Source organism: Flagellimonas amphidinii, assembly GCF_013090115.1.
Lineage (GTDB): Bacteria > Bacteroidota > Bacteroidia > Flavobacteriales > Flavobacteriaceae > Flagellimonas > Flagellimonas amphidinii.
The window spans coordinates 1-19932 of sequence record NZ_JABFNN010000025.1; the positions used below are offsets into that span (position 1 = coordinate 1).

A 19932-nucleotide genomic window follows, 5' to 3' on the forward strand; every position below is an offset into this window, starting at 1 on the left:
GGAAGGGTAACGCTCTCTGGGTTGTAGTCGCATGGATTCAAGGGATCCGTGCCATCATCCTGCTCATCACCGTTGGTCACACCGTCTCCGTCGCAATCATCATTCTTCCATTCGTCAGTAGGGTGACAATCTTGATTTGCCAATATAAAATCACAAGAATCCAAAGGGTCAGTACCGTCTTCTTTTTCTTGCTGATTGGTTACACCATCTCCATCACAATCCGCATTCTTCCATTCATTTGAAGGGTGACAATTTTGATGTGCCAGAACAAAATCACAAGGATCCAAGGGGTCTGTACCATCTTCTTTCTCCTTTTGATTAGTAACTCCATCACCATCACAGTCATCATTCTTCCATTCATTGGAAGGATGACAATTCTGATGTGCCAGAACAAAATCACATGGATCTAGCGGGTCTGTTCCATCCTGTTTTTCCTTGTCATCGGTCACTCCATCTCCATCACAATCCTTTGGGGGATATACTATAGATACTACATCAATATGGTTGAAAACCTCAGTTTTAACACTAACTTTTCCAGTAAAAGCGAGTATGTAGGATGTATTTGGTAAGGAAGTAACTACAAAAACCAGAATAAATACAACAGATTGTACATTCAGGAATGGTTTCTTCCGAAGTTTTACAAAAGTAAATTTCTCCATAAATGATAAGTTTTGGTCAACTAATCACCATGGCCAGTAGTTCTCGTAAGTGCAAGAAAATGGGGCTTTCCTGACAATTTGCGGCTTAACGTTCTTCTAAACCGTCATACGTACTTTGTGCACATAGTTAAGGCATTTGCGGATTACTGCCTATTTTTATCGATAAAAGGCATTTTCCTCATCATTAGTTACCACATAATTGATACGTTTGGTTCTTAAAAAAAGATTACGGACAGTAAACTTTAGATAAAAATCAAACGCCCGAAAATTACTTTTCTTTTTTGTTTTATGAGAGAGATGATGGGTATTTTTTACCAATGATATCAACAATCACCTAGATAATCGCAAATAGTCTTTAAAATAGATAATTACACTATTTTTGCCGAAATTTTTGTTGATGGAATTTGAAAAGGAAATAGCGAGACGCAGGACATTTGGAATTATCTCCCACCCAGATGCTGGAAAGACCACTTTGACCGAAAAGCTACTGTTGTATGGGGGTGCCATTCAAGAAGCTGGCGCTGTAAAAAGCAATAAAATTAAAAAGTCGGCCACTAGTGATTTCATGGAAATTGAACGCCAAAGAGGTATTTCTGTAGCTACGTCGGTTTTGGCCTTTATCTATAAAGACAAAAAAATAAACATTCTGGATACCCCCGGTCACAAGGATTTTGCAGAAGATACTTTTAGGACTTTGACCGCAGTGGACAGTGTAATTGTGGTTATTGACGTAGCCAAAGGTGTTGAGGAACAGACCGAAAAATTAGTAGAAGTCTGCAGAATGCGTAATATTCCCATGATTGTCTTCATTAACAAATTAGATCGCGAAGGGAAGGATGCTTTTGACCTTTTGGATGAAGTTGAACAAAAGTTGGGATTGTCCGTTACCCCTTTAAGTTTTCCTATTGGAATGGGATACGATTTTAAGGGAATCTACAATATATATGAGAAAAACATCAACCTTTTTAGTGGTAACAGCAAAAAAAATATTGAGGAAACGATTGCTTTTGACGACTTAGATAATCCAGAGCTTGAAAATATCATAGGCAGTGATTCCGCCCAAGAACTTCGGGACAACTTGGAACTAGTAAGTGGTGTTTATCCTGAATTTGACAAAGATTCTTATTTAAAAGGTGAACTGCAACCTGTTTTCTTTGGCTCTGCCCTCAACAATTTTGGAGTTCGGGAATTATTGGATTGTTTCATAGACATTGCCCCTTCCCCAAGGTCAAAAATGGCTGAAGAACGCTTGGTTGAAGCTAACGAAAAGAGTTTTTCAGGTTTTGTATTTAAAATCCATGCCAACATGGACCCCAAGCATCGGGATCGTTTGGCTTTTATAAAAATTGTATCAGGTACTTTTGAACGAAACACCCCATATCTTCATGTACGACATGATAAAAAACTGAAGTTTTCAAGTCCTAATGCTTTTTTTGCTGAGAAAAAAGAGATTGTGGACATATCGTATCCTGGTGATATTGTAGGCTTGCATGATACTGGAAATTTCAAGATAGGAGACACCCTTACCAGTGGTGAAAAATTACAATATAAAGGTATTCCCAGCTTCTCTCCAGAACACTTCAGATACATCAACAATGCAGATCCCATGAAGGCCAAACAACTCTATAAAGGGATTGACCAGCTCATGGATGAAGGTGTTGCACAGTTGTTTACGTTAGAATTGAATGGAAGAAAGGTCATTGGCACGGTTGGAGCACTACAATATGAAGTGATTCAATATCGATTAGAGCATGAATACGGTGCCAAATGCACCTATGAAAACTTTCCTGTTCACAAAGCGTGCTGGGTTGAAGCGGAGGATGAGAACAACGAAGAGTTCAAAGAATTTAAACGAGTGAAGCAGAAGTTTTTAGCGATTGATAAGCGAGGGCAACTGGTTTTTTTGGCTGATTCTGCATTCTCATTACAAATGACCCAGCAAAAATATCCATCAGTAAAATTGCATTTTACTTCTGAATTTGAATGATAACATTGATGATAAAAAAAGCCCCAAACTTTGTTTGGGGCTTTTTTTATGCTTCTCCAGTCGGACCAAAATTTAAAGGTATGGCCGGCTGTTCATAATCTTTGATGGGACCGTGGGCTTTTTCAAATCGAGCCACATTTTCACTCAATGCCTTTAGAAACTTCTTAGCATGCTGAGGAGTCAAAATGATTCTACTCTTTACCTTAGCCTTCGGTGCCCCTGGCATCATGCTAATGAAATCAACAACAAATTCTGAAACAGAGTGGTTGATAATTGCCAAGTTGGAATAGGTACCTTCAGCGGTTGTTTCATCCAACTCTATATTAATCTGTTTTTGATTCTGATTTTTATTTTCCGACATAATTTATTTTTCAAAATGGAAAAGAAAACCCTGACCAAGGCCAGGGTTTACATATTAAAATTTGAATTCCTCTTTCCGGGCCATGATTTCATCGTATTCCTCTTTGGAACCAACAATGATACTATCATAATCCCTCATACCTGTACCGGCAGGAATCTTATGTCCAACAATTACATTTTCTTTCAATCCTTCCAACGTATCCACTTTACCGCTTACAGCAGCTTCGTTCAATACTTTAGTGGTTTCCTGGAACGATGCCGCAGAAATAAAGGACTTGGTCTGTAAGGATGCACGAGTGATACCCTGTAGAATTGGTGTTGCCGTAGCAGCTACTGCATCTCTAGCACTCACCAAAGTCTTATCTTCCCTACGCAAGATGGAATTTTCATCTCTCAAATCGCGGGCAGAAATAATTTGACCTGGTTTAAGGTTTTCAGAGTCCCCAGCATCTTCTACCACCTTCATTCCGAAAATCTCGTCATTCTCACGGATAAAGTCATCCTTGTGTACCAATTGGTTTTCCAAGAATGTAGTATCGCCAGAATCCTCGATACGTACTTTACGCATCATCTGTCTTACCACTACCTCAAAGTGCTTATCATTGATTTTCACACCCTGCAAACGGTATACTTCTTGTACTTCATTCACCAAATACTGTTGTACTGCAGATGGTCCTTTGATGGCCAAAATGTCCTCTGGTGTAATGGAACCATCGGATAATGGCATTCCTGCACGAACATAATCGTTCTCCTGAACCAAAATTTGATTAGAAAGTTTCACCAAGTATTTCTTCACCTCACCAGTTTTGGATTCGATGATGATTTCTCGGTTACCACGCTTGATCTTACCAAACGAAACAACACCGTCAATCTCGGAAACCACAGCTGGGTTAGATGGGTTTCTAGCTTCGAACAGCTCTGTCACCCTTGGAAGACCACCTGTAATATCCCCTGCTTTGGCGGATTTACGAGGTATTTTCACCAAGATTTTTCCTTCTTTGATTTTCTCACCATCGTCAACCATCAAGTGGGAACCAACCGGAAGGTTGTATGAACGTAATGTTTCTCCCTTACCATCTTTGATCAACAAAGTAGGAATCAACTTTTTATTCCTTGATTCTGAGATTACTTTCTCTTGGAAACCAGTTTGTTCATCTATTTCCACTTGATAGGTCACCCCTTGCTCAATATTTTCATAGGCAATTTGACCCGTGAACTCAGAAACAATAACACCATTATAAGGATCCCATTGACAAATAACATCTCCCTTAGCGATCTTAGCTCCATTCTTGACGAACAACTGTGAACCATAAGGAATGTTATTGGTACTCAAGGTAATCCCTGTTTTAGCATCTACAATTTTGATTTCTGATGTTCTGGAAATTATGATTTCTGCCTTTTCTCCTTCGCTGTTTTCACTAGCTACAGTTCTCAAGTCCTCAATCTCAGCTACACCATCAAATTTGGCTTCCAGTTTGTTATCCTCAGAAATGTTACCTGCAATACCACCCACGTGGAAGGTACGCAAGGTCAACTGTGTTCCAGGTTCTCCAATGGACTGTGCTGCAACAACACCAACGGCTTCACCACGCTGAACCATTTTGTTCGTGGCAAGGTTTCTACCGTAACATTTTGCACATATTCCCTTAGGAGCCTCACAGGTCAATGCCGAACGTACTTCAATCTTGTCAATTGGAGCGGCATTAACTTTCTTCACATCAGCTTCAGAAATTTCTTGACCTGCTTTTAGGATCAATTCCTCTGTTAAAGGATTGTATACATCATGAAGCGATACTCTACCCAAGATTCTTTCGCCAAGGGTTTCTACTACTTCTTCATTCTTTTTCAGAGCTTCTACCTCAATACCTCTTAAGGTACCGCAGTCTTCGATGTTGATGATCACGTCTTGTGATACATCCACCAAACGTCTTGTCAAATATCCAGCATCCGCAGTTTTCAAAGCGGTATCCGCTAGACCTTTACGTGCACCGTGCGTAGAGATAAAGTATTCCAAGATGGACAATCCTTCCTTAAAGTTGGAAAGAATTGGATTTTCAATAATTTCACCACCACCTGCGGTAGATTTTTTAGGCTTGGCCATCAATCCACGCATACCGGTCAACTGGCGAATCTGTTCTTTGGAACCCCTTGCACCAGAATCCAACATCATATATACTGAGTTGAACCCTTGTTGGTCTTCACGAATTCGTTTCATCGCCAATTCTGTCAACATAGCATTGGTAGATGTCCAAACATCAATAACTTGGTTATACCGCTCGTTGTTGGTGATAAGCCCCATGTTATAGTTCATCATAATACCATCTACCTGCTCATTGGCCTCAGCAATCATCTCATGCTTTTCTGCCGGGATTATAATATCACCTAAACTGAAGGACAAACCTCCTTTAAAAGCGAATTCATAACCCATGGTCTTGATTTTGTCCAAGAAATCAGCAGTTGTAGGAACATCAGTAACCGCTAGAATATCACCAATGATATTTCTTAGCGATTTTTTGTTCAATACAGTATTGATATACCCTGCTTGTTCTGGCACCACACTGTTAAACAACACACGACCAACTGTAGTAGCAATGATTTGGTTGACCAATTCTCCGTCTTCATTAAAGTCTTTGGTTCTAACTTTAATTCCAGCATTCAAATCAACCTTTTTCTCATTAAAGGCTATTTCCACTTCCTCAGCAGAATAGAAAGTCAACCCTTCTCCTTTGATTGGAATTTCTTTGGTTGATTTTCTTTCCTTGGTCATATAATACAATCCAAGAACCATATCCTGAGAAGGTACGGTAATTGGTGAACCATTTGCTGGGTTTAGGATGTTTTGAGAAGCCAACATCAACAATTGTGCTTCCAAAATAGCCTCTGGGCCCAACGGTAAGTGTACCGCCATTTGATCCCCATCGAAATCCGCGTTAAACGCCGTACAAGCCAATGGGTGCAAACGAATTGCTTTACCTTCTATCAACTTAGGTTGGAATGCCTGTATCCCCAATCTGTGCAATGTGGGAGCACGGTTTAGTAATACCGGGTGTCCTTTTAGGACATTTTCCAAGATATCCCAAACTACAGGTTCCTTCTTGTCAATTATCTTTTTAGCAGATTTTACCGTTTTTACAATACCTCTTTCAATCAACTTACGGATTACAAAAGGCTTGTACAGCTCGGCTGCCATATCTTTTGGAAGACCACATTCGTACAATTTCATTTCCGGTCCAACCACAATTACGGAACGAGCAGAATAATCCACACGTTTACCGAGTAGGTTTTGACGGAAACGACCTTGCTTACCTTTCAAGGAATCTGAAAGGGATTTCAATGGTCTATTGGATTCTGTTTTTACTGCAGATGCCTTTCTTGTATTATCAAACAAGGAATCTACAGCTTCTTGAAGCATACGTTTTTCGTTTCTCAAGATCACCTCTGGAGCTTTGATCTCCATCAATCGCTTTAGACGATTGTTACGGATAATCACCCTACGGTACAAGTCGTTCAAATCTGAAGTTGCAAAACGACCACCGTCCAACGGTACCAAAGGTCTTAGTTCTGGTGGAATAACAGGGATTACCTTCATGATCATCCATTCAGGTCTGTTTTCCCTATTATCTTGAGATTCTCTAAGTGCCTCAACAACTTGAAGACGCTTCAACGCTTCGGTTTTACGTTGCTTGGATGTTTCAGTATTTGCTTTGTGGCGTAGTTCGTAAGACAGTTGTTCCAAATCAATTCTGGCCAACAAATCTATCAAACACTCAGCTCCCATTTTTGCAATGAACTTATTGGGGTCTGTATCTTCCAAATACTGATTTTCAGTTGGAAGAGAATCTAAAATGTTCAAATACTCCTCTTCTGTCAAGAAATCCATTTTCTGGATTTCCTCACCTTCAGGCCCTTTAGCTTCACCAGGTTGAATGACCACATATCTTTCATAATAGATAATCATATCCAACTTTTTGGAAGGCAATCCCAAAAGGTATCCAATTTTATTGGGGAGTGAACGGAAGTACCAGATATGTGCTACAGGAACCACCAAGTTGATGTGTCCCACACGATCTCTACGTACTTTCTTTTCCGTTACTTCAACACCACAACGATCACAAACGATACCACGGTAACGGATACGCTTATATTTTCCACAGGCACATTCATAGTCCTTAACGGGTCCAAAAATACGCTCACAGAACAATCCATCACGCTCTGGTTTGTGCGTTCTATAGTTAATAGTTTCAGGCTTCAATACCTCTCCACGGGACTCTGCCAAAATTGACTCTGGAGAAGCCAATCCTATGGAAATTTTATTGAACCTTTTTGGTGCGTTATTGTCTTTTATTCTAGCCATAACAATATGGTGATGATATAGTTAATGTATATAGTATTCTACTCTTCCAATCTGATATCCAAGCCCAAACCTTTAAGCTCGTGCATCAATACGTTGAAAGATTCTGGCAATCCAGGTTCTGGCATTGTTTCGCCTTTTACAATGGATTCATAAGTCTTAGCTCTACCGATTACATCATCAGATTTAACCGTCAAGATTTCACGTAGTGTGGATGATGCGCCATAGGCCTCTAGTGCCCAAACTTCCATCTCACCAAAACGCTGACCTCCAAACTGAGCTTTACCACCCAATGGTTGTTGTGTAATCAAAGAATAAGGACCAATGGATCTAGCGTGCATCTTATCATCTACCATGTGGCCTAATTTCAACATGTAGATAACCCCAACGGTAGCTGCTTGGTCAAAACGTTGACCAGTTCCACCATCATAAAGATGCGTATGTCCAAAACGTGGCACACCTGCTTCATCAGTAAGTGCATTTATTTGATCTAAAGTTGCACCATCAAAAATTGGAGTACCGTATTTTCTACCCAATTTAAGACCTGCCCAACCTAGAACGGTTTCATAAATCTGACCGATGTTCATCCTTGAAGGTACCCCAAGTGGGTTCAAAACGATATCCACAGGCGTTCCATCTTCCAAGAAAGGCATATCTTCTTGACGAACGATACGTGCAACGATACCTTTGTTACCGTGACGACCGGCCATCTTATCCCCTACTTTCAGCTTACGCTTTTTGGCGATGTAGACCTTGGCCAACTTCATGATTCCTGCAGGAAGTTCATCTCCAACGGAAATGGTAAACTTATCTCTTCTTAGGTTACCCTGAATGTCGTTCAACTTGATTTTATAGTTGTGCAACAAATCGGCAACCAAAGTATTGGTCTTATCGTCCGTTGTCCAGCTTCCACCAACCAAATGAGCAAAATCATCAACAGCGTTCAACATTTTGATGGTATATTTCTTTCCTTTTGGAAGTACTTCTTCACCTAAATCGTTAATAACACCTTGAGATGTCTTACCGTTGATCAAGCCAAACAATTTCTCAATCAAAACATCTTTTAGTTGCTGGAATTTCACTTCATAATCCATCTCCAATCTAGAGATTGCTTCTTTATCCTCAGAACGCTTACGCTTATCCTTAATAGAACGGGAGAACAATTTCTTATCGATAACAACCCCTCTCAATGAAGGAGAAGCTTTAAGAGACGCATCTTTTACATCACCTGCCTTATCACCAAAGATGGCACGTAATAGTTTTTCTTCTGGGGTTGGATCAGATTCACCTTTAGGCGTAATCTTTCCAATCAAGATGTCACCAGGCTTCACTTCTGCTCCAACACGGATCATACCGTACTCATCCAAATCTTTGGTAGCTTCTTCAGAAACGTTTGGAATATCATTGGTCAATTCCTCAGCTCCTAATTTAGTATCCCTAACCTCCAAAGCATATTCATCAATATGGATTGAAGTAAAGATATCTTCACGTACCACTTTTTCAGAAATTACGATCGCATCCTCAAAGTTGTATCCTTTCCAAGGCATGAAGGCCACTTTCATGTTTCTACCCAAGGCCAATTCACCTTTCTCTGTAGCGTAACCTTCACAAAGTACCTGACCTTTCTTCACCTTGTCACCTTTTCTAACAATAGGCTTCAAGTTGATACTGGTACCCTGGTTTGTTTTTCTAAACTTCACCAAATTGTAGGTCTTGGAATCTTCTTCAAAGCTTACCAAACGCTCTTCTTCTGACCTACTATATTTAATGGTTATTTTCTGTGCATCCACATATTCCACAACTCCATCGCCTTCTGCATTGATCAATACTCTGGAATCGGTAGCTACTTGTCTCTCCAAACCAGTACCTACAATTGGACTTTGTGGTTTCAACAATGGAACAGCCTGACGCATCATGTTTGATCCCATCAAAGCACGGTTCGCATCATCATGTTCCAAGAAAGGAATCAAGGAAGCTGAAATAGATGCAATCTGGTTAGGCGCAACATCCGTATAGTTTACCTCAGATGGGTCTACTACTGGGAAATCACCTTCTTCCCTTGCAATTACTTTATCATCCTCAATTTTCCCTTTATCATCCATTGGGATGTTGGCTTGGGAAATTTTCATTCCTTCTTCTTCCTCTGCACTTAGATAGGTAAACTCTTTGGTATCAACCACTCCATTTTCAACCTTGCGGTAAGGAGTTTCCAAGAAGCCCATTGGATTTACCTTGGCAAATACAGAAAGGGAAGAAATCAGACCAATATTCGGACCTTCAGGTGTTTCAATTGGACATAGCCTTCCGTAGTGTGTATAGTGAACGTCACGCACCTCAAAACCTGCTCTTTCACGAGAAAGACCTCCAGGCCCTAGTGCAGACAATCTTCTTTTGTGTGTAATTTCTGCCAATGGATTGGTCTGATCCATAAACTGGGACAACTGGTTTGTACCGAAGAAAGAGTTGATCACGGAAGACAAAGTCTTTGCATTGATCAAATCAATAGGGGTAAATACCTCGTTGTCACGAACGTTCATTCGCTCACGGATGGTACGTGCCATACGTGCCAAACCAACACCAAATTGAGAGGACAATTGCTCTCCTACGGTTCTTACACGACGGTTGGACAAGTGATCAATATCGTCAATCTCTGCTTTGGAATTGATCAACTCAATCAAATACTTGATGATGGTAATGATATCTTCCTTGGTCAAGACCTGCTTGTCCATTCCAATATCCAAGCCCAATTTCTTGTTCATTCTGTATCGACCTACTTCACCTAAATTGTAACGTTGGTCGGAGAAGAACAATTTATCGATAATACCACGAGCCGTTTCCTCATCTGGCGGCTCTGCATTTCGCAATTGTCTGTATATGTGCTCTACCGCTTCTTTTTCCGAGTTGGTAGGGTCTTTTTGTAGTGTATTGTGGATAATGGCATAGTCTGATTGCGCATTGTTTTCTTTGTGAAGAAGAATGGTCTTCACATCGGCATCAATGATTTCATCAATATGCTCTTTTTCCAGAACAGTGTCCCTATCTAAAATAATCTCATTACGCTCAATGGATACCACTTCACCTGTATCTTCATCCACAAAATCCTCGTGCCATGTGTTCAACACCCTTGCCGCAAGCTTACGGCCCAATACTTTCTTAAGTCCAGCTTTGGATACCTTAACTTCTTCAGAAAGGTCAAAGATTTCCAAAATGTCCTTGTCTCTTTCAAAGCCTATGGCACGGAAAAGTGTAGTTACTGGTAATTTTTTCTTTCTATCAATGTAAGCGTACATAACGCCATTGATATCTGTTGCAAATTCAATCCAAGATCCTTTAAATGGAATTACCCTGGCTGAATACAATTTTGTACCGTTGGCATGGAAAGATTGTCCAAAGAAAACTCCCGGTGATCTGTGCAACTGGGACACAACAACTCTTTCTGCTCCATTGATCACAAAGGTTCCACTTGGAGTCATATAAGGAATGGTGCCCAAGTACACATCTTGTACGATGGTTTCAAAATCTTCGTGCTCTGGATCGGTACAATATAATTTTAGACGTGCCTTTAAAGGAACGCTATAGGTAAGTCCACGCTCAATACATTCTTGAATGGAATATCTTGGTGGATCTATGAAATAGTCTAGAAATTCAAGTACAAACTGATTTCTAGTGTCTGTAATGGGGAAGTTTTCCATGAAGGTATTGTAGAGACCTTCATTTCCTCTTTCGTCAGATTTCGTTTCAAGTTGAAAAAAGTCTTGAAAGGATTTAATCTGAATGTCCAAGAAATCCGGGTATTCCGGTATGTTCTTAGCGGATGCGAAATTTACTCTTTCAGTATTGTTTGTGAACATCAATGGACAAATTTTGATCGTGAAATATTACTGCGGGTAGTGTACGACTTAATACACTCCTATTAAATAGGCTAAGGTCTAACCATTATTATGGAAAGACCTTAACCAAATTTGTATGGTAAAAGCTATTATTTAAGCTCAACTTCTGCTCCTGCTTCTTCCAATGATTTTTTGATGCCTTCTGCCTCATCTTTGGCAATACCTTCTTTAACAGCTTTTGGTGCACTGTCAACAATATCCTTGGCATCTTTCAATCCAAGACCTGTCAATTCTTTCACCAATTTAACAACTGCCAATTTAGAACCACCAGCAGCCTTAAGGATTACATCAAATTCTGATTTTTCCTCAGCAGCTTCACCTTCACCACCAGCGGCAGCACCACCAGCAACAGCTACTGCAGCAGCAGCAGGCTCAATACCGTATTCTTCTTTTAATATGTCGGCCAACTCATTTACCTCTTTTACTGTAAGGTTAACCAATTGTTCTGCAAAATCTTTTAAATCTGCCATTTTTCTATCGTTTAATAAAAATTTTTAAAATATACTTAGTTTATTGTGCGCGAATTATTCTTTCTCAGATAAAGTTTTAAGGATTCCGGCCAGTTTACCACCACCAGATTTAAGTCCAGAAATAACATTCTTGGCTGGTGATTGCAACAATCCGATGATATCCCCAATAACCTCTTCTTTGGACTTGATGTTCACCAATGCCTCAAGGTTCTCGTCTCCTATATAAACAGCTTCCGCAATGAAAGCGCCTTTCAATACAGGTTTATCTGATTTTTTTCTAAAGTTCTTGATAAGTTTCGCAGGAGCGTTTCCAGTTTCGGACAACATCATAGAAGTGTTGCCTTTCAATACGTCGGGAAGTTCTCCAAATTCTTTATCAGAAGCTTCCATTGCTTTTGCAAGCAAGGTGTTCTTTACAACTGCTAATTTAATGTTCGCTTTAAAACATGCCCTTCTCAAATTAGAAGTGGCAACAGCGTCCAAACCGGAAATATCCGCTAAATAAATATTAGCATTCTCGGCCAACTGCGCAGTCAAATCTTCTATTACGGTTGCTTTTTCTTCTCTTGTCATAGTTAAAATTTTGAACTACCAGTTATGAAACTGCTTTTGGATCTAGTTGAACACTAGGACTCATAGTACTGGACAAGTATATGCTCTTCATATAGACTCCTTTTGCAGCAGCAGGCTTCATTTTAACCAAAGTATCTATCAATTCTTTGGCATTGCCAGCAATTTTATCCGCAGAAAAAGAAGCTTTCCCTATTGCAGCATGCACAATTCCAGTTTTGTCCACTTTAAAATCAATTTTACCAGCTTTTACATCAGATACTGCTTTAGCAACATCCATTGTTACGGTACCGGTCTTTGGATTGGGCATTAAACCTCTTGGCCCCAAAATTCTACCTAACGGACCTAGTTTACCCATTACGCTTGGCATAGTGATGATAACATCGACATCTGTCCAACCGCCTTTGATCTTATCCAAATATTCATCCAACCCAACAAAGTCAGCACCAGCTTCTTTAGCCTCTGCTTCCTTATCTGGGGTCACCAATGCCAAAACTTTTACGTCTTTACCTGTTCCATGAGGAAGTGTAACCACGCCACGCACCATTTGATTTGCTTTTCTTGGGTCAACACCCAAACGAACTGCAAGGTCAATGGAAGCATCAAACTTTACATTGGTTATTTCTTTTACCAAAGCTGAAGCCTCTTCCAAAGAATAGAGTTTGTTCTTCTCTATTTTGGCCTGAGCTTCTTTTTGCTTTTTAGTCAATCTTGCCATTTTTAAATTGCTTTAAGATTTTTTAAAAAGGTCTTTTACCAGAAACCTTAAGCCCCATAGATCTTGCTGTACCCGCAACCATACTCATTGCAGATTCCACAGTAAAAGCATTCAAATCGACCATTTTATCCTCAGCGATTACTTTTACTTGATCCCATGTTACATTTCCTGATTTAACCCTGTTAGGTTCGCCAGATCCTTTTTTAATCTTAGCTGCTTCCAACAATTGAACTGCCGCGGGTGGTGTTTTTACAACAAACTCGAAAGATTTGTCTTTGTAAACGGTGATAACAACAGGTAATACTTTACCTGGCTTGTCCTGTGTACGCGCATTAAACTGCTTACAGAACTCCATAATGTTAACACCAGCAGCACCTAAGGCGGGTCCAACCGGTGGCGATGGGTTCGCAGCACCTCCCCTAACTTGTAATTTAACTACCTTATCTACTTCTTTTGCCATTGTTTTTGATTAAAATTAAAGTGTGTTAATTGGAAGCAACACAACTTTATATATGTAACAGCTCTATTATACTTTTTCTACTTGCATGTAACTGAGTTCCAGCGGAGTCTTTCTTCCGAAAATCTTCACCATGACTTCCAGCTTACGCTTTTCTTCATTGATTTTCTCAACAGTTCCATTGAAACCATTGAAAGGTCCATCAATAACCTTGACCGTTTCACCCAATACAAATGGAATGGCTACGTTATCTGTATTCACAGCCAATTCATCCACTTTACCTAGCATTCGGTTCACTTCCGCCTTTCTAAGCGGCACAGGATCCCCCCCTTTGGTTTCCCCCAAAAAGCCAATAACATTGGTGATAGACTTGATGATGTGCACCATTTCACCACCTAAATTGGCCTTTATCATGATATATCCTGGAAAATAAACACGCTCTTTGTTGATTTTCTTTCCGTTTCTAATTTGCACTACTTTTTCAGTAGGCACCAAGACTTCTTCTAAATAATCGCCAAAACCATTGCGCTCCACCTCACTCTCAATGTAACCTTTGATTTTGTTCTCTTGGCCACTGACAGCTCTTACTACATACCATTTTTTTTCCAGAACCTCTGACATACGCCTATCCAATTACATATTCAAAATACAACCTGATCAACTTACTAAACAAGGAATCCACACCCCATGTTGCCAAAGCGAACAATATGGAAAAAACAGCTACGACCACCATAAGGTTGGAAGCTTTTTCCCTGTTCAACCAGGTAACGTTATTCTTTAATTCCTCAAATGATTCCTTAACGTAAGTGAACATAATAATCGTCGTATTTTCTAGCACGGGAGGAGAGACTCGAACTCCCGACACCTGGTTTTGGAGACCAGTGCTCTACCAACTGAGCTACACCCGTTTATAATTACACTGAAAGGTATCCCGAGAAATCCGGGACACCCTTTAGTGTACTATTATTGTAAAATGATTAATCTAAAATCTCAGTAACCTGACCAGCACCTACCGTTCTACCACCTTCACGGATAGCGAAACGTAGACCAACATTCAATGCGATTGGCTGAATCAAATCAACTGTAATGGTCAAGTTATCACCTGGCATTACCATTTCAACTCCATCAGGAAGGTTGATATTTCCTGTTACGTCAGTTGTACGAACGTAGAACTGAGGACGGTAATTGTTGTGGAATGGCGTGTGACGACCACCTTCTTCTTTTTTAAGGATATAAACCTCTGCTTTGAATTTAGCGTGAGGAGTTACAGAACCTGGCTTACAGATTACCATACCTCTTTTGATATCGGATTTTTCAATACCTCTCAAAAGGATACCAACGTTATCTCCAGCTTCACCTCTATCCAAAATCTTACGGAACATCTCAACACCAGTGATGGTAGAAGACAATTTTTCAGCACCCATACCGATAATATCCACAGCATCACCAGTATTAGCGATACCAGTTTCAATACGACCAGTTGCAACAGTACCACGACCTGTAATCGTGAAAACGTCTTCGATAGGCATCAAGAAATCCTTATCAACTTCACGTTGTGGCTCTTCAATCCACTCATCAACAGCTTTCATCAATTCCAATACAGTGTCAACCCATTTTTGCTCACCGTTCAATGCACCTAGCGCAGAACCAGCAATAACAGGACCATTGTCACCATCGTACTCGTAGAAAGAAAGTAATTCTCTTACTTCCATTTCAACAAGTTCCAATAGCTCTTCATCATCCACCATATCAACTTTGTTTAAGAACACTACAATTCTTGGAATACCTACCTGACGACCCAAAAGGATGTGCTCACGAGTTTGTGGCATAGGACCATCTGTAGCAGCTACAACCAAAATAGCACCGTCCATCTGAGCAGCACCAGTAACCATGTTCTTTACGTAATCCGCGTGACCAGGACAGTCAACGTGTGCGTAGTGACGGTTTTCCGTTTGGTACTCAACGTGTGATGTATTGATAGTAATACCTCTTTCCTTTTCCTCAGGAGCATTGTCAATGGAATCAAAGCTTCTAAGCTCAGACAACCCCGCATTTGCCAATACAGTGGTAATAGCAGCGGTCAATGTAGTTTTACCGTGATCCACGTGTCCAATGGTACCAATATTTAAGTGTGGTTTGGAACGATCAAAAGTTTCCTTTGCCATTTTAAAATGATTTTAATCTTAGTTTATATTAGTGTACAAATCGTTTTTGAGCCAATGACGGGATTTGAACCCGTGACCTCTTCCTTACCAAGGAAACGCTCTACCCCTGAGCTACACCGGCGTAAAGTGTTGAATCAACTCCTCTAAAATTCCCATTTAAAGGAAGAGACTCCTGCCTTCGCAGGAATGACAGTTTTGTCTTGTTTTTGAGCGGGAGACCGGGTTCGAACCGGCGACATTCAGCTTGGAAGGCTGACGCTCTACCAACTGAGCTACTCCCGCATTTGTTTGGGCACGACGCCCAAAAAGTTTTCAACATTTCAAAAAACTTCCCAATTTAAGTTGTTTCACAACAACTTTAGTGGGGAGAGCAGGATTCGAACCTGCGAAGGTAAAAACCAACAGATTTACAGTCTGTCCTCGTTGGCCGCTTGAGTATCTCCCCCGCCTTATTTTCAGTAACTTACGAGCCGATAGAGGGACTCGAACCCACGACCTGCTGATTACAAATCAGCTGCTCTAGCCAGCTGAGCTATATCGGCATTTTACCGCCTTTTTTCCATAAAAAAGTCCGCTATTTCTAACGGACTGCAAATGTATATATTTATTTTTTTAATCAAAATAATTTTTGAAAAATTTTAATCATGCCTTTGCCCTAAGTTTTTCTTTCCTTTTCACCAATTGTCTTTCCAATGAACTACATGCAGAATCTACAGCCTCCTCAAAGGTTTTACATTGCTTTTTCACCACAAACTTATCTCTGGGGACAGAAACCATTATCTCAACAATCTTATTTTCCTTAGCACTCGTGTTATCAACTTTCAAATAAACATTTGAACCAATTACCTTATCATAGAACAATTCTAATTTATCCATTCGTTTTTGGATAAAGTCTAGAAGTTTACCATCAGCTACAAAATTTACCGATTGCGCATTTACTTTCATAAGAAGTAGTTTTTAGGGCTGCCAAGGGGCAGCATGGTTAAACAATACAAGAAATATCTATTCCTTGTTCCTTGGATGGGCCTTTAAGTGTACTTTCTTCAGCTCAGCTATGCTGTTGTGCGTATAGACCTGTGTTGAAGCCAAACTGGAATGACCCAATAATTCTTTAACAGAATTTAAATCCGCCCCCCTATTCAACAAGTGTGTTGCAAAGGTATGTCTCAAGATGTGCGGGCTCTTTTTTACCTTGGGGGACACCAAACTAAAATACTTATTTATAATGCGATAAACAAGTGTTTCGTATATTTTAAATCCTTCCTTGGTTAAAAACAGAAATGAGGGATCAGCCCTGTTTTTCAATTTTGAACGGTAGAGATTGTAATCCTTTATCAACTCCTGCGTAGAAGATAAAAGCGGTAGTATGCGCTCTTTATTTCTTTTTCCCAATACTTTCAAGGTACTTTTGCCTAAATCTACGTCAGTAACTTTTAAATGTACCAGTTCTGTTCTACGGAGGCCTGCGGTATACAACATTTCGATAATCAATCGATCACGTTTTCCTTCAAAATCCTCCGAAAAAGGTATTTCAGAGAGTATTTTTTCCATTTCTCGCTCAGAAAATGGAACTTCAACTTTTTTTTCCGTCTTGAGAGCTCTATGTTTCGCTAAAGGAGATATAGTAATTTGACCTATTTTCTGTAAAAATCGATAATAGGCCTGTAGTGAGGATATTTTTCTATTTATAGATCTATTCGCAATACCTTTATCAACCAAAGACACGATCCAACTTCTGATAATTGTATAATCCATTTCTTGAATGGAAGTCATACTGAATTGTTCTTCACAAAACTTTGAGAACTCCTTAATGTCCTTTTCGTAAGCACCAATGGTGTGCTTGGAATAGTTTTTCTCTAATTTTAAGTAATCGATAAAAGCTGGTAAGGACATTACCCAAAGTTAGCCAAATTTGTATGAAGATTTTATAAACAAAAAAAATCCCGTTCCTTATTCAGAAACGGGATGCTATATTATATAGGTAGGAGCCTTAAACTTCCTCTTTATCTCTCAAACCTTGAATATACTGGGCTTTTTGAATCTCTGCCCTACGTTTTACAGAAGGTTTGGTGAACTGTTGTCTGCTTCTCAATTGACGCATAGTTCCAGTTTTATCAAACTTACGCTTGAAACGTTTTAAAGCTCTATCGATGTTTTCTCCTTCTTTTACTGGTATTATTAACATTGGCTACAACCTCCTTTCTTTTGATTTTTGGAGTGCAAATATACAAGTATAAAATAATACTGCACAAATTACTTCAAGATATTTCTTGAAATGACCACTTTTTGTATTTCTGTAGTTCCTTCACCAATGGTACAAAGCTTGGAATCCCTATAAAACTTTTCTACAGGAAAATCTTTGGTATATCCATAACCTCCGTGAATCTGCACTGCATCATTTGCAATCTTAACACATATCTCTGAAGCAAACATTTTGCACATGGCGCTTAATTTGGTCATAGGTCTTCCAGCATTCTTTAGGAAAGCAGCTTTGTGCAATAACAACTCCGCAGCTTCAATTTCAGTAGCAGCATCTGCCAGTTTAAAAGAAATCCCCTGGAACTCACTAATGGCCTTACCAAATTGAAAACGTTCCTTTGAATACTTTAGAGAAGCCTCATAAGCACCTTTGGCCACACCTAGGGATAAAGCTCCTATCGAAATCCTACCGCCATCCAATACCTTCATCGACTGAATGAATCCTTCTCCAACCTCACCTAAGCGGTTTTCATCTGGAATTCTACAGTCAGAAAATATAAGTTCTGCCGTTTCGCTGGCACGCATACCTAGTTTATCCTCTTTTTTTCCGCTTGAAAAACCTGGCGTTCCTTTTTCAATCACAAAAGCAGTCATTCCTCTACTATCACCTTTTTCACCTGTCCTGGCTATTACCACAGCTACGTCACCACTTTTGCCATGCGTGATGAAATTCTTGGTACCGTTCAGTATCCAAAAATCACCATCCTTAATCGCGGTAGTGGCCATTCCTCCTGCATCAGAACCTGTATTATGCTCAGTTAAACCCCAAGCTCCCAACCATTCAGCAGAAGCCAATTTTGGAATCCATCTTTGCTTTTGTTCCACATTGCCAAAAGACAGAATATGATTGGTACACAATGAATTGTGTGCAGCTACGGACAGACCTATGGATGGATCCACTTTTGAAATTTCTTCCAAAATGGCAATGTACTCATGATAGCCCAATCCAGAACCGCCCAATTCTTCAGGAACCAATATGCCCATAAAGCCTAACTCTCCTGCTTTTTTGAATACCTCAACAGGAAAAGTCTGGGATTCATCCCATTCCATTACATGTGGGCGAATATATTGTTCTGCAAAATCCCTTGCAGACTCAGCCACCATTTTTTGTGTTTCTGAATAATCAAAATTCATGGTGGATAAGGTGTCTGTAATCATTCTTCAGCATTTTTTTGTAAAAACAAATATAATTTAATTCTCTCTATTTTGTTTATCGGAAACCCTTTAATGTTAAACAAATCTTTGTAAGATTCAAAGTTACCCTTTTCCCCTCTTACTGTAACAATTTCTTCTGCCAGTTTACGGTTAATGTAGACCAACTGGGAGATTTCATTAGCTGTTGCGCTGTTTATGTTTATTTTATTAACTGCGGGAACTTCAATTACCTTGAACCTTTTTAAGGCCCTATCCACTACTTCAGGTGCTAAACCATATACATCATATAATTGTTCATTGACCAAAAACCCTCCTAAACGATCTCTAAACTTTATGATTCGCTGTGAAAGTACCTCTCCAATACCACTTATTTGCATTAAATCTTCCGCAGAAACCTTGTTCAAGTCCCTGATTGCAACCGCATTTGTTTTAGTTGATGAGAATTGTTTTTGATTAGGCCGAGCTGTCTTTTTCCATTGGGGAAACTTAAAATAGGGAATCAACTTCTCAAGTAAAGAATCGGAAATCTGTGTCACTTTCTGAAACTCCTCAGTAGAATTCACATAGTTGTTTTGGGCACGAAAAGCCAATAATCTATCTATTTCGACCTTGGTCAAACCCAAAGCATAACCTTTATAATCTGTTAGGTAATTTGGATTGAAAGGAAATATTTTTGGGGAATCATCTATCAATTGAAGTTTAAGGCTATCCAACCTTGCCTCCATCAAAGTATTGACACTCAAACTTGAATCACCTTGAAAAGATCTTGACTTGACAACAAAATAACTCCCTTGAAGTACAATTATAATGAACAGCAAAAAGAAAATCCCACTTCGTTCTTGCTTATTGAACTTAAAGTGGGATTTCATTATGTTATACTAGTTGTAAAGG

At 39.7% G+C, this 19932-nt stretch carries 16 protein-coding genes, 5 tRNA genes and 1 pseudogene; 1 reads left to right on the forward strand and 21 read right to left on the reverse strand.

Features of this window, described 5'->3' with window-relative positions:
- A pseudogene (locus tag HJC33_RS03715) lies at positions 1-659 on the reverse strand (thrombospondin type 3 repeat-containing protein); the annotation flags it as partial.
- 397 nt (positions 660-1056) lie between these two features.
- On the opposite strand from HJC33_RS03715, the gene HJC33_RS03720 reads away from it, so the two are divergent.
- Positions 1057-2646 (forward strand): peptide chain release factor 3, encoded by a 1590-nt coding sequence (locus HJC33_RS03720; protein WP_171657458.1) that lies wholly within the window; start codon positions 1057-1059, stop codon positions 2644-2646.
- 46 nt (positions 2647-2692) lie between these two features.
- Here HJC33_RS03720 and HJC33_RS03725 read toward each other — a convergent pair whose 3' ends face one another.
- From HJC33_RS03725 to HJC33_RS03820, 20 genes are all read right to left on the reverse strand, one after another.
- Positions 2693-3007: a DUF3467 domain-containing protein gene (locus HJC33_RS03725; protein WP_171657459.1), complete on the reverse strand. Its 315-nt coding sequence runs from the start codon at positions 3005-3007 to the stop codon at positions 2693-2695.
- A 54-nt stretch (positions 3008-3061) separates the two neighbouring features.
- Positions 3062-7360 (reverse strand): DNA-directed RNA polymerase subunit beta', encoded by a 4299-nt coding sequence (gene rpoC, locus HJC33_RS03730; RefSeq protein WP_171657460.1) that lies wholly within the window; start codon positions 7358-7360, stop codon positions 3062-3064.
- Between the two features lie 38 nt (positions 7361-7398).
- Entirely contained in the window at positions 7399-11208 is a 3810-nt protein-coding gene (gene rpoB, locus HJC33_RS03735; RefSeq protein WP_171657462.1) for a DNA-directed RNA polymerase subunit beta, read from the reverse strand.
- A gap of 128 nt (positions 11209-11336) precedes the next feature.
- The gene (rplL, locus tag HJC33_RS03740; RefSeq protein ID WP_171657463.1) at positions 11337-11717 is read right to left on the reverse strand and encodes a 50S ribosomal protein L7/L12; all 381 of its coding nucleotides are present in this window, start codon (positions 11715-11717) and stop codon (positions 11337-11339) included.
- A 54-nt stretch (positions 11718-11771) separates the two neighbouring features.
- Positions 11772-12290, reverse strand: a complete 519-nt coding sequence (rplJ, locus tag HJC33_RS03745) for a 50S ribosomal protein L10 (protein ID WP_171657465.1) — start codon at positions 12288-12290, stop codon at positions 11772-11774.
- A gap of 22 nt (positions 12291-12312) precedes the next feature.
- Entirely contained in the window at positions 12313-13005 is a 693-nt protein-coding gene (gene rplA, locus HJC33_RS03750) for a 50S ribosomal protein L1 (protein WP_171657466.1), read from the reverse strand.
- Between the two features lie 22 nt (positions 13006-13027).
- Complete coding sequence (rplK, locus tag HJC33_RS03755; RefSeq protein WP_171657467.1) at positions 13028-13465, reverse strand: 50S ribosomal protein L11; 438 nt, start codon at positions 13463-13465, stop codon at positions 13028-13030.
- Positions 13466-13531: 66 nt separating this feature from the next.
- Positions 13532-14083, reverse strand: coding sequence for a transcription termination/antitermination protein NusG (gene nusG, locus HJC33_RS03760; protein WP_171657469.1), 552 nt, complete (start codon positions 14081-14083; stop codon positions 13532-13534).
- 4 nt (positions 14084-14087) lie between these two features.
- The gene (secE, locus tag HJC33_RS03765) at positions 14088-14276 is read right to left on the reverse strand and encodes a preprotein translocase subunit SecE (RefSeq protein ID WP_171657554.1); all 189 of its coding nucleotides are present in this window, start codon (positions 14274-14276) and stop codon (positions 14088-14090) included.
- A gap of 21 nt (positions 14277-14297) precedes the next feature.
- Positions 14298-14370, reverse strand: a tRNA-Trp gene (locus HJC33_RS03770).
- 69 nt (positions 14371-14439) lie between these two features.
- Positions 14440-15627 (reverse strand): elongation factor Tu, encoded by a 1188-nt coding sequence (gene tuf, locus HJC33_RS03775; RefSeq protein ID WP_171657471.1) that lies wholly within the window; start codon positions 15625-15627, stop codon positions 14440-14442.
- 49 nt (positions 15628-15676) lie between these two features.
- Positions 15677-15748: transfer RNA gene (locus tag HJC33_RS03780), tRNA-Thr, on the reverse strand.
- A gap of 88 nt (positions 15749-15836) precedes the next feature.
- Positions 15837-15909 (reverse strand) — tRNA-Gly (locus HJC33_RS03785).
- An 80-nt stretch (positions 15910-15989) separates the two neighbouring features.
- A tRNA-Tyr gene (locus HJC33_RS03790) sits at positions 15990-16072 on the reverse strand.
- 23 nt (positions 16073-16095) lie between these two features.
- A tRNA-Thr gene (locus HJC33_RS03795) sits at positions 16096-16169 on the reverse strand.
- A gap of 100 nt (positions 16170-16269) precedes the next feature.
- Positions 16270-16572, reverse strand: a complete 303-nt coding sequence (gene hpf, locus HJC33_RS03800; RefSeq protein ID WP_171657472.1) for a ribosome hibernation-promoting factor, HPF/YfiA family — start codon at positions 16570-16572, stop codon at positions 16270-16272.
- Positions 16573-16629: 57 nt separating this feature from the next.
- A complete protein-coding gene (locus HJC33_RS03805) occupies positions 16630-17520 on the reverse strand; it encodes a tyrosine-type recombinase/integrase (protein ID WP_171657473.1) in 891 nt (296 codons plus the stop codon).
- 97 nt (positions 17521-17617) lie between these two features.
- Positions 17618-17812 carry a 30S ribosomal protein S21 gene (gene rpsU / locus HJC33_RS03810; protein WP_171657474.1) on the reverse strand — a complete coding sequence of 65 codons (195 nt, stop codon included), beginning with the start codon at positions 17810-17812 and terminating at the stop codon, positions 17618-17620.
- Positions 17813-17880: 68 nt separating this feature from the next.
- On the reverse strand, positions 17881-19020 hold the full coding sequence (locus tag HJC33_RS03815) for an acyl-CoA dehydrogenase family protein (protein ID WP_171657555.1): 1140 nt from the start codon (positions 19018-19020) through the stop codon (positions 17881-17883).
- A 20-nt stretch (positions 19021-19040) separates the two neighbouring features.
- Entirely contained in the window at positions 19041-19910 is an 870-nt protein-coding gene (locus HJC33_RS03820; protein WP_171657475.1) for a ComEA family DNA-binding protein, read from the reverse strand.
- Positions 19911-19932 lie beyond the last annotated feature (22 nt).

Coding starts and splice junctions, on each gene's coding strand:
- HJC33_RS03720 (WP_171657458.1), top strand. CDS start 1,057: ATGGAATTTGAAAAGGAAATAGCGAGACGCAGGACATTTGGAATTATC.
- HJC33_RS03725 (WP_171657459.1), bottom strand. CDS start 3,007: ATGTCGGAAAATAAAAATCAGAATCAAAAACAGATTAATATAGAGTTG.
- rpoC (WP_171657460.1), bottom strand. CDS start 7,360: ATGGCTAGAATAAAAGACAATAACGCACCAAAAAGGTTCAATAAAATT.
- rpoB (WP_171657462.1), bottom strand. CDS start 11,208: ATGTTCACAAACAATACTGAAAGAGTAAATTTCGCATCCGCTAAGAAC.
- rplL (WP_171657463.1), bottom strand. CDS start 11,717: ATGGCAGATTTAAAAGATTTTGCAGAACAATTGGTTAACCTTACAGTA.
- rplJ (WP_171657465.1), bottom strand. CDS start 12,290: ATGACAAGAGAAGAAAAAGCAACCGTAATAGAAGATTTGACTGCGCAG.
- rplA (WP_171657466.1), bottom strand. CDS start 13,005: ATGGCAAGATTGACTAAAAAGCAAAAAGAAGCTCAGGCCAAAATAGAG.
- rplK (WP_171657467.1), bottom strand. CDS start 13,465: ATGGCAAAAGAAGTAGATAAGGTAGTTAAATTACAAGTTAGGGGAGGT.
- nusG (WP_171657469.1), bottom strand. CDS start 14,083: ATGTCAGAGGTTCTGGAAAAAAAATGGTATGTAGTAAGAGCTGTCAGT.
- secE (WP_171657554.1), bottom strand. CDS start 14,276: ATGTTCACTTACGTTAAGGAATCATTTGAGGAATTAAAGAATAACGTT.
- tuf (WP_171657471.1), bottom strand. CDS start 15,627: ATGGCAAAGGAAACTTTTGATCGTTCCAAACCACACTTAAATATTGGT.
- hpf (WP_171657472.1), bottom strand. CDS start 16,572: ATGAAAGTAAATGCGCAATCGGTAAATTTTGTAGCTGATGGTAAACTT.
- HJC33_RS03805 (WP_171657473.1), bottom strand. CDS start 17,520: ATGTCCTTACCAGCTTTTATCGATTACTTAAAATTAGAGAAAAACTAT.
- rpsU (WP_171657474.1), bottom strand. CDS start 17,812: ATGTTAATAATACCAGTAAAAGAAGGAGAAAACATCGATAGAGCTTTA.
- HJC33_RS03815 (WP_171657555.1), bottom strand. CDS start 19,020: ATGAATTTTGATTATTCAGAAACACAAAAAATGGTGGCTGAGTCTGCA.
- HJC33_RS03820 (WP_171657475.1), bottom strand. CDS start 19,910: ATGAAATCCCACTTTAAGTTCAATAAGCAAGAACGAAGTGGGATTTTC.